Consider the following 11,975-nt stretch of genomic DNA (forward strand, 5'->3'; position numbering starts at 1 on the left):
GCATCATGGACGCCCCAATCAAAGATCCCTTGACCATGCCGGACGTCGATCCGGAAGAGGCCAAGAAGGAGCTTCTGGCCAAGTATCCGCCCAAGGTCGGCCGCAAGCGCTCCCAGCAGATATACATCAAGGAACAGGAGGGCATGGAGGACCGCGAGATCCTTTCCAACGTGCGCACCGTTCCCGGCATCATCACCATGCGCGGATGCACCTACGCAGGCTGCAAGGGCGTCATCCTGGGTCCCACGCGCGACATCATCAACATCACGCACGGACCCATCGGCTGCGGCTTCTACTCCTGGCTGACCAGGCGCAACCAGACCGACGCCTCGGCCCCGGGCGCCGAGAACTTCATCCCCTACGCGTTCTCCACGGACATGCAGGACGAGGACATCATCTTCGGCGGCGAGAAGAAGCTCAAGATCGCCATCCAGGAGGCCTACGACATCTTCAAGCCCAAGGCCATCGCCATCTTCGCCACCTGCCCCGTGGGCCTCATCGGCGACGACGTGCACGCCGTGGCCCGCGAGATGAAGGCCAAGCTCGGCATCAGCATCTTCGGCTTCTCCTGCGAGGGCTACAAGGGAGTGTCCCAGTCGGCGGGCCACCACATCGCCAACAACAAGATCTTCACCGAGGTGGTGGGCACCTCCGACACGCCGGTGCGCTCGGGCAAGTACACCATCAACATGCTGGGCGAGTACAACATCGGCGGCGACGCCTTCGAGATCGAGCGTATCCTGGAGAAGTGCGGCATCACCCTGAACGCCACCTTCTCCGGCAACTCGACCTACAACGACTTCGCCGCCGCCCAGCTGGCCGACCTCTCCTGCGTCATGTGCCACCGCTCCATCAACTACGTGGCGGACATGCTGGAGACCAAGTACGGCATCCCCTGGATCAAGGTGAACTTCATCGGCGCCAACGCCACGGCCAAGTCGCTTCGCCGCATCGCCAACCACTTCGGCGACGAGGAGCTCATCAAGCGCGTGGAGGAGGTCATCGCCGAGGAGATGCCCGAGGTGGAGGCCGCCCTGGCCGACATCAAGCCGCGCACCGCCGGCAAGACCGCCATGCTCTTCGTGGGCGGGTCGCGCGCGCACCACTACCAGGAGCTCTTCACCGAGCTCGGCATGACCACCCTGGCCGCCGGATACGAGTTCGCCCACCGCGACGACTACGAAGGCCGCCACGTCATCCCCACCATCAAGGTGGACGCCGACTCGCGCAACATCGAGGAACTGGAGATCGAGGCCGACCCCGAGAAGTACAAGGCCCGCCTGACCGAGGACGAGATCAAGGCCCGCGAGGCGTCCGGCTGGAAGTTCAAGGAGTACGAAGGCCTGATCGCCGACATGCCCAAGAAGACCCTGATCATCGACGACCTCAACCAGTTCGAGGCCGACAAGCTCATCGAGATGTACAAGCCCGACATCTTCTGCGCCGGCATCAAGGAGAAGTACTCCGTGCAGAAGATGGGCGTGCCGCTCAAGCAGCTTCACTCCTACGACTACGGCGGCCCCTACGCCGGGTTCAAGGGCGCGATCAACTACTACAAGGATATCGACAGGATGGTGAATTCCAAGGTCTGGTCGAAGGTGAAGGCCCCCTGGCACGCCAACGACCCCGAACTCACCGCCTGCTTCGTGGCCGGCTAGGAGGAATACGTCATGGCACTCTTAAGGCACACCCCCGCTGAAATAACGGTGGAGCGGCAGGCCCTCTCCATCAACCCGGCCAAGACCTGCCAGCCCGTGGGCGCGATGTACGCGGCGCTCGGCATCCACGGATGCCTGCCCCACTCCCACGGCTCACAGGGCTGCTGCGCCTACCACCGCTCCGCGCTGACCAGGCACACCAAGGAGCCCGTCCCGGCCGCCACCAGCTCCTTCACGGAAGGCTCCTCGGTGTTCGGCGGGCAGGCCAACCTGCTCACCGCCATCCAGAACATCTTCTCCGTGTACGAGCCGGACCTGATCGCCGTGCACACCACCTGCCTCTCCGAGACCATCGGCGACGACATGACCCAGATCGTGGAGAAGGCCCGCCAGGAAGGCAAGGTGCCCGCGGGCAAGCACGTGATCTACTGCAACACCCCCTCCTACGTGGGTTCGCACGTCACGGGCTTCTCCAACATGGTCAACGGCATGGTGAAGAACCTGGCCAAGTCCACCGGGGTGAAGAACGGCAAGGTCAACGTCATCCCCGGGTTTTGCGAGCCCTCGGACATGGCCGAGATCAAGCGCCTTGCCCAGATGATGGGCGTCCCGGCCATCGTGTTCCCGGACACCTCCGGCGTGCTCAACGCGCCCCTGACCGGCAAGTACGAGATGTTCCCGGCGGGCGGCGCCCGCGTGGAGGACATCATCTCCTCAGGCGACTCCGTGGGCACCATCGGCCTCGGCCGCTGGGCCACGGCCCAGGCCGCCAAGTACCTGGACTCGGAGCACAAGGTGCCCTGCGAGATCCTGGGCCTGCCCTTCGGCCTCGAGGACACGGACGCCTACGTCATGGCCCTGTCCAAGCTCTCGGGCAAGCCCGTGCCCGCCTCCATCGACTTCGAGCGCGGCCAGCTGGTGGACGTGATCAGCGACTACCACCAGTACTTCCACGGCAAGCGCGTGGCCCTGGCCGGCGACCCCGACCAGCTCATCGGCCTGACCAAGCTGCTCGTCGAGCTGGACATGATCCCGGCCTACCTGGTCTCCGGAACGCCCGGCAACAAGTTCGAGCGCGCCATCCGCGAGATAATCAAGGGCACCCCGGCCGAGGGCGTGACCAAGGTGAAGTGCCCGGGCGACATGTTCATCCTGCACCAGTGGATCAAGCAGGAGCCCGTGGACCTGCTCATAGGCAACACGTACCTCAAGTACATCGCCCGCGACGAGGACATCCCGCACATCCGCCACGGTTTCCCCATCCTGGACCGCATGGGGCACACCCTGTTCCCCACCGTGGGCTACAAGGGCGCGCTCAGGATGATCGAGAAGATGCTCGACGCCATCCTGACCCGCCGCGACCGCGACGCCAGCGAGATCGAATTCGAGCTGGTCTACTAGGATACGGCGCCCGGGGCCGCGCGCCCCGGGGCTCCGGCCGGGGGGAGGGCACTCCCCCGGGCCGGATTTTCTTGCAGAGACGAACCACACTTCAAGGAGTGACGGCGATGGTCAACAAGCCCAAGCACCATATCCTGGTCTGCAACAGCTTCCGCGCCAAGGGCGAGCCCAAGGGCGTCTGCTTCAAGCAGGGCGGCAGCCTCCTGCAATACATGGAGACGGAAATCCTCGACCGGGGCCTGGACATCCTCATCACCGGCTCGGGCTGCCTGAAGCAGTGCGAGGACGGACCCGTGATGATCGTCTACCCCGAGGCCTGGTGGTACGGGAAGGTCGATTCCGAAGAGAAGGTGGACGAGATCCTCGACGCGCTGGAAAACGGCGAAGCGTGCGAGGACCTCTTGATCTAGCGAGAGCTCTCCTCCTGCCTGCTCTCGTCCGCGAAGCGGCCGCCCGCCCTGCAGGGGCCGGGCGGCCGTGACGTTTCCGGCTTTTTACGCACCCAGCGCGGGGCGGCCTCCCGAATCCATGGCCAGCACCAGGTCGCTCAACACCCTGGCCTGCCTGGAGAGCTCCTCCACCTCGCCTGCTGATTCACGCATGTTCCGGGCCGTGGCCCCGGAGATGGAGTCCACCTCCTCAACGCGGCGGCTGATGCGCCCGCTGGCCTCGGACTGCTGCCCGGACGCGGACGCGATGGCGCTGACCTGGTCCGCCGCGAGCTCCACCTGGGCGAGGATGCCTGCCAGGGCCTCGCCGGAGCGGCCCGCCAGGTCCGTGGCCTTCTCGATGGTCTCCACGGCCGCGTCCACGTTGTCCACGTTCTGCTGCGTGCCCTGCTGGATGCCCCGGATGGCCTCGCCCACCTCGCGCGTGGCGTCCATGGTCTTTTCCGCGAGCTTTCTCACCTCGTCGGCCACCACGGCGAAGCCGCGCCCGGCGTCGCCCGCGCGGGCCGCCTCGATGGCCGCGTTCAGGGCCAGGAGGTTGGTCTGGTCCGCGATGTCCGAGATCACGTTCAGCACGCGGCCGATGCCCTCGGCGCGGTGGCCGAGCTCGCCCATGTCCTGTTTGAGGGCCTGGGCCTGGGTGCGCACGCGGCCGATGGCCCCCACCACCTCGGAGATGATCCCGGCCCCTGACACGGCCTCCTGCCTGGCCTTGTCCGTGGACTGGGCCGCCCGGGACGCGCTCTCGGCCACGTCCTCCACGGTCGCGGTCATGGAGCGCATGGCCTCCAGGGTCTCGCGCACGCGCCCGGACTGGTCGCGCGCGCCCTCGCTGGCCTCCCCGATGCGCTCCTGGAGCATCCGGCTGGCCGAGGCCACCACGGCCACAACCTGCTCGATGCCCCGGGCCGCCTCGCGCATGCCCTCGGCCCGGGCCGACTCGGCCCTGGCCATGGCCTCCTGGGCCTCCTTCGTGGCGGCGCGCGCCCTGGCGGCCTCCTCCCCGGCCTCGCGGGTCATGCGCCCGGCCTCGTCGATCTTGGCCCGGAGCGCCTCGACCATCTTCTCGATGTTGCCCCCGAGCACGGCGAACTCGTCCGCGCCCGTACGCTCCAGGCGCGCGCCCAGGTCGCCCGAGCTCACCGCCTCGGAATAGGCCACCAGCCTGCCCATGGGCCTGGTCACGGCCAGCACCACGGCCAGCGCGCTCAGTATCCCGGCGGCCACGCCCCCGGCCAGGGCGGCCATCTGCACGTTCTTCACGGTGGCGGACATCTCGGCCATCTCCTTGGCCCTGGTCGCCACCATTCGCCCGGCTATGTCGCGGATGGCGGCCATGGCCTTCTCGAACTCGTAGAAATCCTGCTTGCCCGAGGCCAAACGCTCGTTGGCCTTCGCCGGGTCCGCCCCGGCGACCGCCGCCTCCCTGGCCACGGAACCGGCGAAGGCCACGTAGCGCGCCAGGCTCTCGTGGGCGCTGGCCGCCGTGCGCTTGTCCGATTCTCCCAGCTCGCGGTCGGCGGCCACCTGAGCCGCCAGCCCCTTGAGCTTCGAGAGCGCCGCGTCCGAGGCCGACGTCATCTTGTCCAGGGCGTCGCGCTGTTTGGCCTGGTCCCCCGCGCCGAGGAGCACGTCCTTCTCGTGCCTGCGCATCTCGAGCGCGGCCAGGGAGATGTCCTGGGCGGACATGAGGATGGGCATGTCCTCGCCCATGAGTTCCTGCACGGCGTCTATCTGCTCGCTGGACGAGCGCGACGAGACGAGGTTTCCGGCCACCAGGATGGCGATGAGCACGACGTATCCGGCGATGATCTTGTTCTTGACCGAGAGCATGGGGTCCTCCGCGATGGATCTGGAAGGCGACATTCCCGAGCTAGCAAGGCGGGCAATCCGTGACAAGGAAAATCAACAGGAGAAGCGAAGCCCGCATCCGTGCTTGACGTAAACGGCGCGGCCTGCGCCGGAGGGAGCAGGCCCAGCCTATAAGCACAGCCTTTATTTGCGGGCGATTACGGCACGGGCCGAGGCAGGGCCGCGCGGAAGGGAGGAGGGCGCCCGGGCCGCCGGGGCATGCCCGGCGGCCCGGCGAATCCTACTTGAAGAGGCGCTTGCGGTAGACGTAGAGGTGCCTGGCCAAAAGCAGCGAGAACGCCCCGCCCGCGTAGGCGTGCACCCGCTCGCTGCGAAAAGCCAGGGCGGCCAGGGCCACGCCCAGGCTCACGGCCATGCCCTGCTTCACGGTCTTCATGGCGGGCCATTTGAGGAGCGGCAGCCCGGGCACGCCGATCTTCGGCGGGCAGGCCGAGGCCGCCACGACCTCCTGCAGGGCCTGTCGCACGCCCGCGTCGCGCTTGGGTCCGGGCGTCCAGGTGACCAGGAGGCTCCCGCTCAGGGGGTTGTGCTCCACCTTGGCCCCGCTGGCGGCCTTGCCCACCGAGGCGCGCAGGGCTTCCAGGGCCTGGTCGTCCAGCCCCTTTTGCAGCCGGACCCTGATGCGTCCGGGCAGTTCGCTCACGATCATGTCCGTGCTCCTTCCCGTCCGCCCGGCCCGCGCCGCTACCGCCCCGAAGGCAGGGGCCGCAGCGCGTTGACCGCGGCGGCGATGGTCGCTCCGTTGTGCATGAGCGCCGAGAGCTGCGGGGTGAGGCGCCCGAAGAGCCCTCCCGCCAGCAGCGCGGTGTTCACGCCCACAATGAGCCAGTAGTTGTTCCTGATGCGCCTAAGCGAGGCCTGGGCCAGCGTGCGCGCCCTCGCCAGGGCCGTGAGGTCGCCCGTGGTCAGCACCACGTCGGCCACCTCGCGGGTGATGTCCGCGCCCTGGTGCATGGACACGCCCACCGAGGCCTTGGCCAAGGCCGGGGCGTCGTTCAGCCCGTCGCCCACCATGGCCACGGTGTGGCCCTCGGCCATGAGCTTCTCGATGACCTGGTGCTTCTCGTCGGGCAGCACCTGGGAGATCCATTCGGTGATGCCGAGCTTCCCCGCGATGCGCGCGGCCATGCCGTCCAGGTCGCCGGTGAGCATGACGATGCGCTTGATCCCGGCGTCGCGCAGGGCCTTTATGGCCTCGGGGGCCTCGGGGCGCAGGGGGTCGTCCAGGGCGATGATGCCCGCCAGCTCGTCGCCGACCGCGAGATACAGAAGCGAGTGCCCCTCTTCGGCCAGCTCCCGGGCGGTCTCCACGGCCTCGCCCATGTCCACGCCCTCGTCGTCGTGCACGAAGTGGCGGCTGCCCAGGAGCACGCGCTTGCCCTTGTACCAGCTGGCCACGCCGTGGGCGGCCACGTACTCCACGCGCGAGTGCTCCTCGGCGTGGACGATGCCCTCCACCCTGGCCTGGCGCACCACGGCCCGGGCCACGGGGTGGGGGAAGTGCTCCTCCAGGCAGGCGGCCAGGCGCAGGACGTCCTCGCGGGTCTGCCCCCCGAAGGGGATCACCTGGTGCACCGTGGGCTCGGCCATGGTCAGGGTGCCGGTCTTGTCGAAGACGAACACGTCGGCCTTGGCCAGGTTCTCGAGCGGCAGCCCCCCCTTGACCACCACCCCGGACGACGCCATCTGGCGCATGGCCGAGAGCACGGCCAGGGGCGTGGCCAGCTTGATGGCGCAGGAGTAGTCCACCAGGAGCACCGAGGCGGCCCGGCGCGGGTCGCGCGTGGCCGCGTAGACCGCGCCCGAGAGCCCCAGCGAGAAGGGCACGAGGTTCCCGGCCAGCTTCTCGGCCTGGCTCTGCACGCCCGCCTTGCTGCGCTCGGCCTGCTCCACGAGTCCGAGCATCCGGCGCCAGCGGGTGACGTCGGCGGAGCCGGTGGCCTTGACCACCACCTCGCCCTCCTCGACCACGGTCCCGGCGAACACGGCCGAGCCCGGGCGCTTGGGCACGCCGCTGACCTCGCCGGTCATGGCGCTCTGGTTCACCAGGGCCTCGCCCTCCTCGACCACGCCGTCCACCGGGGCCACCGCGCCCTGGCGGATGACCACCAGGTCGCCGGGCTTCACGTGCCGGGCGTCCACCTGCTCCTCCTCGGAGCCCCGGCGCACCCAGGCCCAGACGGTCTGGGCTGCCAGGGTGGCGGCCAGGCTCTCCTCGGAGCGCTTGCGGGTCCAGTTCTCCAAAAACTCGCCCAGGGACAGAAGCAGCGTGATGGTGCCGAGCGAGCGGAAATCGCGGCGCAGGATGCAGATGCCGAGCGCCGCCGCGTCCAGCACGTCCACCGAGAGCTTGCCCGAGCACAGGGCCACGACCCCGCGCCAGAGCCTGGGCAGGGCGGCGCGCAGGGCCAGGACCAGGCGGAACCCGCCGGGCAGCACCGGGCGCAAGGCCAGGGGGGCCAGCACGCCAAGCAGGCTCGGCTGGCCCTCGTGCCCGTCGCCGCCTCCGTGGCCCTGGCCCTCGCCCTGCGGCGCGAGGACTTCCGGCGTCAGGACGCCGGCCTCGGGAGCGGGAGCGGCCTGGGCCTTGCGGGCTCTTGCACGCCGGGCCGGAGCCACGGCGGGAGCGGCCTGCACGGACTCCGCGCCCGCCGACAGGTAGCCGTTGAAGCAGGCCAGCACCTCGGCGCGCACACCCTCGCCCGGGGCGTGCAGAATCAGCACCGAGCCGCTTCTCGGGTTGACCTCCACAGCCTGGACGCCCTCCACGCCACGCGCGCGCTCGGCGGCGCGCGCGTGGGCCTCCGTCAGGGAGGAGGCGGGCATGCGCAGCCTCACGCGGTGAGGCAGATCATGTACGACTCGCAAACTCACGATTACTTGCTCTCCCCCGCGGGAGCGGCGGACTCGGCGGCCTCGCGGGCCTTGCGCACGTGCTCGGCCTCGGCCACGAGGTCCTCAAGGTTCTCCTTGGCCTGGTCCATCACTCCCGTGATCTTGTCCTTGATGCTGAGCCCGCCGGCCATGACGTCGGCCAGCAGGGGCTTGAGCCCGGGGTTGGCGCGGGTGAGCGCGTAAACAGCAAGCGCACCGAGCGCCGCGCCGCCGACAAAAAGGAGCACGCCGTTGGCTCTGGAATCCATATGGTCCTCCGAAAGGGTAGATTGCCTATTCTGTATTACCATGTGTGATTACCGTCAACAAAACGCTGATTGAACGTTTTCACGATGAGCACGGGCGGCCCGTCAGCGCGGCAAGCAGGCGCTCTTCCAGGCGCGCGGGGCCGAACATCCCGATGAGTTCGCAGACCATGAGGTGCCGCCAGTACTCATCGCGCGCGATCCCCCGGCTGCGGCAGAGCCGCTCGCGGATGGTGCGCCACTGCGAGGCGAGCCTGGCCTGGCCCACCGGCCCAACCAGGCAGCAGGGCATGAGCATGAAGGCCCCGGTGGCCGGGTCGCCCAGGGCGTCGTAGCCGGGCCAGTCCTCCAGGGAGCAGGCCTCCAGGGCCTTTTGCCCACCCCGCAGGGCCTCGGCCGCCGCCTTCAGGTGCCGGTCCGGGACGAGCCTCGGCTGGATGTGCGCAGCGCCCAGGAAAAGCCCGACGATGGGCGGCCCTTCGGGCACCACGCGCAGGCTTTCGCAACAGCCCCGGGTAAGGCTCTCGCGGAAGAACTGGTAATATCGGTTGGCCGTGTTGCGGTTGACGCCAAGGCTCGTCGCGGCCTGCCCGGCGGTCTCCCCCCGGACGAAGAGGCGGGCGAGCCGCTCCAGGTCTGTCTCGGCGATCTTGGCGTAGGCCGCGTACCGGTTCTTGCGCAACGGCTGTGCCTCGGTGCTGCTTTTGGAAGACATCATGCGCGGACCTTGATGATTTTGATTGTGGTTATCATTTTCAAGCTACAGGGCAAGTCCGCCCTCCGCTTTCCGCCACTGGATGAGAAGCGCCGGGGCCGCCGAGCCCATCCAAGGCTGGACGGACCGCCGCGCGAAAGCTAGTGTGGCCGGCGCGAACCAGGCCACAGGAGCCCCCAGACAATGGACCACCCCATCCCCCTCTTCGAGAAGGAGGCGCAAGTCGCCCTGAACGCGCGCGCCGTGCTGGACGCCAACGGATCGAGCGCGCTGGCCCTGCCCTACGGCCAGCTCCTGGCCGAGTACGAGGCCCTGGTCGAGCGTTCGCGCCGCGTGGCCGAGGTGGCCCTCGCGGTCCAGATGGACCTGGAGGCCGCCATGGACCAGGTGGCGCAACTCTCCCAGGTGGACGGGCTCACCGGGGTGATGAACCGGCGGGCCTTCGAGAAGCTGCTCGCGCGCGACTGGGCCCAGGCCCAGCGCGAAAGTTCCTCCCTGGCCCTTTTGGTCGTCGACGTGGACGGTTTCCGCGCCTTCAACGACGTCAACGGCTTCCAGCAGGGCGACGAGTGCCTGCGCTGCGTGGCCCGGTCGATCCAGCGCTGCCTCTACCGCGAGGTGGACGTTGCCGGGCGCATGGACGCCGACACCTTCGCGGCCCTCCTGCCCGGAACGGACGTGAAGGGCGCGCTCATCGTGGCCTCGCGCATCGCGACCGAGGTCTCCGCCCAGGAGATCCCCCACCTGGAGTCCCCGCACGGCGGCGTGGTCACTGTCTCCGTGGGCGTGGCCGTGGCCGCCCCCTCGCGCTCCGAAGCCCCCATGCTGCTGGTGCGCCGCGCCCAGGAAGCCCTGGGCCGGGCCAAGGGCCAGGGCCGCAACGCCGTGTCGCTCTGGTCAGGCGAAGAAGGCTGAGCCCGACCCGAGCCTGATTTCCCCCTGCCGCGCGCCCCTTCGTCGGCGCGCCACCCGATCACCACACGCCTGTAATCATCCGGGGTTACACGGTTTCGTCCAGGCCGTTGCCAGAGCGCCCAGCCGGGCGGCCCTGTTGGGCCAGTGGTTTCGGCCTACTGGCCACACTTGATAGTGATTGTCAATATCATTTATCTCGGCGGCGTGGCGACGGCGAACACGGGCGACACCAAGAAACCGGAGGGGAACATGGGCAGCATCCTGAATCACATGAGCGCGGCGCTGGCGGTCAGCCTTTGCGTGCAGGGCGGTTTCTACCTGTACTGCCTGGAGACGCTGGCGCGCTGAAACGGCGGAGGCGGGGCCCGGCCTCCCGCTTCGCGGGTTTCACCGCCAGCCTGAGACATGCCGGCCCGGCTAATTCGTTGCCTCCGGTGAGCGCCACGAAGCCATTGAGGGTGCAGGGGGATCATCCCCCTGCCGGGTCCGGGGCGGAGCCCTGGAGGGGTTCGGGGCTGCGCCCCGCCTCCCCGTGGATCACTCCACGTTCAGGATCACCGAGAAGGCCTTGAACAGGGCGCAAATCTCGTCGCCCACCTTGAGGTCCAGGCTCTTCACCGATTCGTCCGTGACCAGCGAGCAGATCTTCGTGCCGTCCGGCAGCTCCACCACCACCTCGGCCGAGATCTGGCCCTCGTTCACCTTCACTATCCTGCCGCAGTACTTGTTGCGGGCGCTGGTCCTGAAGCGCATCTCCTCCTTGACCAGGATCACCCACGGGGCCTTCACGGTGGCCGTGACCAGCGAGCCCGTCCCGATGCCCAGGTTCTTCATGCTGTCCTGGGTGATGACGGACACGACCTTCAGCCCGCCGGGCGTGGTCACCTCCACCTCGGAGAGGATGTTGCCCTCGCGGATGGCCGTGACCTTGCCGGTGAACGAGTTGCGCGCGCTTGTCTTCATGCTCGACTCCTTGAGGATGTAGAAGTTGACGATGCGCTTGATGTCGTCCTCGGAGAAGTTGATGTACTGCGCCGTGAGGTTCGCGCTCTGGTGGCCGAGCACGGACTGCACGACCTTGAGCGGCAGGCCCTCGCGCAGGAGCTCCACCGCGCGCGAATGCCGGATCACCGTGGGGTTGGCCAGCTCCCTGGGAATGCCGCACGCGTCGGCGCGCTCGTAGAACTTGCGGCGCACGAAGCCCTGGTCCAGCTTGAGCACCTCCCCGCGCAGGGAGGCGTTCATGGGGTGGTCCAGAAGCTGGGCTATCTCGCGCGAGATGTCCTTGGGCAGCTTGACCTGGCGGGCGTGGTCGCCCGTCACCGTGACCGAGGACTGGGCGAAGTCGAAATCGGAGCGGTCGTCCACGGCGATGGCCTCGCCGAGCTTCAGCGCGCCGTAACGGATGAGCAGGTACAGAAGCCATATCCTGCCCCGGGAGCGCCTGCGCGAGGGGCTCGGCGCGCCCTGGAGCCACTGGCGGAAATTGGCTGTCAGCTCTCCCATCTGCACCTGGTCCAGGTGCTTCACGTCGGCGGGGACGTCGAAGGTCTTGGCCGGGCACGGGGCCTTGCCGCGCCGCGCGCCCTCCTCGCCGCCGAAACGGCAGCGCCGCGATTTTCCGCCTAGGCCGCCGGCCTTGTCCAGGATGAAGCTCAGGTCCTCCTTGCCGAGGCCCTTGAGGAATTCCAACATATTGTCCTGCATCATGCCGGGCTCCTTGAGTATTGCCGAATCCGTAACACCGAAACCGGGCCTTGTCATAAAGTCACGAATCATCCCGGAAACGTGGCAAGGTTGGCCCCCGCGCCCCGGCGGGCTACTA

Annotated in this window: 10 protein-coding genes; 4 read left to right on the top strand and 6 right to left on the bottom strand. The window is 68.3% G+C overall.

Going from position 1 to position 11,975, the window contains the following annotated elements:
* Positions 1-5: 5 nt before the first annotated feature.
* The 3 genes from nifD (at position 6) to ACZ5V4_RS07860 (ending at position 3,469) form a co-directional block, all read left to right on the top strand.
* Entirely contained in the window at positions 6-1,658 is a 1,653-nt protein-coding gene (gene nifD / locus ACZ5V4_RS07850) for a nitrogenase molybdenum-iron protein alpha chain (RefSeq protein WP_464317623.1), read from the top strand.
* A gap of 12 nt (positions 1,659-1,670) precedes the next feature.
* Positions 1,671-3,059 (top strand): nitrogenase molybdenum-iron protein subunit beta, encoded by a 1,389-nt coding sequence (nifK, locus tag ACZ5V4_RS07855; RefSeq protein WP_464317624.1) that lies wholly within the window; start codon positions 1,671-1,673, stop codon positions 3,057-3,059.
* A gap of 107 nt (positions 3,060-3,166) precedes the next feature.
* The gene (locus ACZ5V4_RS07860) at positions 3,167-3,469 is read left to right on the top strand and encodes a (2Fe-2S) ferredoxin domain-containing protein (RefSeq protein WP_464317625.1); all 303 of its coding nucleotides are present in this window, start codon (positions 3,167-3,169) and stop codon (positions 3,467-3,469) included.
* 84 nt (positions 3,470-3,553) lie between these two features.
* Here the strand turns inward: ACZ5V4_RS07860 and ACZ5V4_RS07865 are convergent, their stop codons facing one another.
* The 5 genes from ACZ5V4_RS07865 to ACZ5V4_RS07885 all read right to left on the bottom strand — a co-directional run bounded on the left by ACZ5V4_RS07865 (position 3,554) and on the right by ACZ5V4_RS07885 (position 9,238).
* Positions 3,554-5,341 carry a methyl-accepting chemotaxis protein gene (locus ACZ5V4_RS07865; protein ID WP_464317626.1) on the bottom strand — a complete coding sequence of 596 codons (1,788 nt, stop codon included), beginning with the start codon at positions 5,339-5,341 and terminating at the stop codon, positions 3,554-3,556.
* A gap of 259 nt (positions 5,342-5,600) precedes the next feature.
* Positions 5,601-6,029: a hypothetical protein gene (locus tag ACZ5V4_RS07870; protein WP_464317627.1), complete on the bottom strand. Its 429-nt coding sequence runs from the start codon at positions 6,027-6,029 to the stop codon at positions 5,601-5,603.
* Between the two features lie 35 nt (positions 6,030-6,064).
* Positions 6,065-8,206: a heavy metal translocating P-type ATPase gene (locus tag ACZ5V4_RS07875; protein ID WP_464317628.1), complete on the bottom strand. Its 2,142-nt coding sequence runs from the start codon at positions 8,204-8,206 to the stop codon at positions 6,065-6,067.
* 50 nt (positions 8,207-8,256) lie between these two features.
* Positions 8,257-8,523 carry a hypothetical protein gene (locus ACZ5V4_RS07880; RefSeq protein WP_464317629.1) on the bottom strand — a complete coding sequence of 89 codons (267 nt, stop codon included), beginning with the start codon at positions 8,521-8,523 and terminating at the stop codon, positions 8,257-8,259.
* Between the two features lie 79 nt (positions 8,524-8,602).
* Positions 8,603-9,238, bottom strand: a complete 636-nt coding sequence (locus tag ACZ5V4_RS07885) for a hypothetical protein (RefSeq protein ID WP_464317630.1) — start codon at positions 9,236-9,238, stop codon at positions 8,603-8,605.
* A 180-nt stretch (positions 9,239-9,418) separates the two neighbouring features.
* Here ACZ5V4_RS07885 and ACZ5V4_RS07890 point away from each other — a divergent pair, with 180 nt between their 5' ends.
* On the top strand, positions 9,419-10,150 hold the full coding sequence (locus tag ACZ5V4_RS07890; protein ID WP_464317631.1) for a GGDEF domain-containing protein: 732 nt from the start codon (positions 9,419-9,421) through the stop codon (positions 10,148-10,150).
* 537 nt (positions 10,151-10,687) lie between these two features.
* Here ACZ5V4_RS07890 and ACZ5V4_RS07895 read toward each other — a convergent pair.
* Entirely contained in the window at positions 10,688-11,860 is a 1,173-nt protein-coding gene (locus ACZ5V4_RS07895) for a TOBE domain-containing protein (RefSeq protein ID WP_464317632.1), read from the bottom strand.
* Positions 11,861-11,975: the final 115 nt, after the last annotated feature.

This window comes from Fundidesulfovibrio sp. YSD1 (genome assembly GCF_055397115.1).

Bases quoted from the DNA above. Each gene is read 5' to 3' on its own strand.
- nifD (WP_464317623.1), top strand. From the start codon at position 6: ATGGACGCCCCAATCAAAGATCCCTTGACCATGCCGGACGTCGATCCG.
- nifK (WP_464317624.1), top strand. From the start codon at position 1,671: ATGGCACTCTTAAGGCACACCCCCGCTGAAATAACGGTGGAGCGGCAG.
- ACZ5V4_RS07860 (WP_464317625.1), top strand. From the start codon at position 3,167: ATGGTCAACAAGCCCAAGCACCATATCCTGGTCTGCAACAGCTTCCGC.
- ACZ5V4_RS07865 (WP_464317626.1), bottom strand. From the start codon at position 5,341: ATGCTCTCGGTCAAGAACAAGATCATCGCCGGATACGTCGTGCTCATC.
- ACZ5V4_RS07870 (WP_464317627.1), bottom strand. From the start codon at position 6,029: ATGATCGTGAGCGAACTGCCCGGACGCATCAGGGTCCGGCTGCAAAAG.
- ACZ5V4_RS07875 (WP_464317628.1), bottom strand. From the start codon at position 8,206: ATGCCCGCCTCCTCCCTGACGGAGGCCCACGCGCGCGCCGCCGAGCGC.
- ACZ5V4_RS07880 (WP_464317629.1), bottom strand. From the start codon at position 8,523: ATGGATTCCAGAGCCAACGGCGTGCTCCTTTTTGTCGGCGGCGCGGCG.
- ACZ5V4_RS07885 (WP_464317630.1), bottom strand. From the start codon at position 9,238: ATGATGTCTTCCAAAAGCAGCACCGAGGCACAGCCGTTGCGCAAGAAC.
- ACZ5V4_RS07890 (WP_464317631.1), top strand. From the start codon at position 9,419: ATGGACCACCCCATCCCCCTCTTCGAGAAGGAGGCGCAAGTCGCCCTG.
- ACZ5V4_RS07895 (WP_464317632.1), bottom strand. From the start codon at position 11,860: ATGATGCAGGACAATATGTTGGAATTCCTCAAGGGCCTCGGCAAGGAG.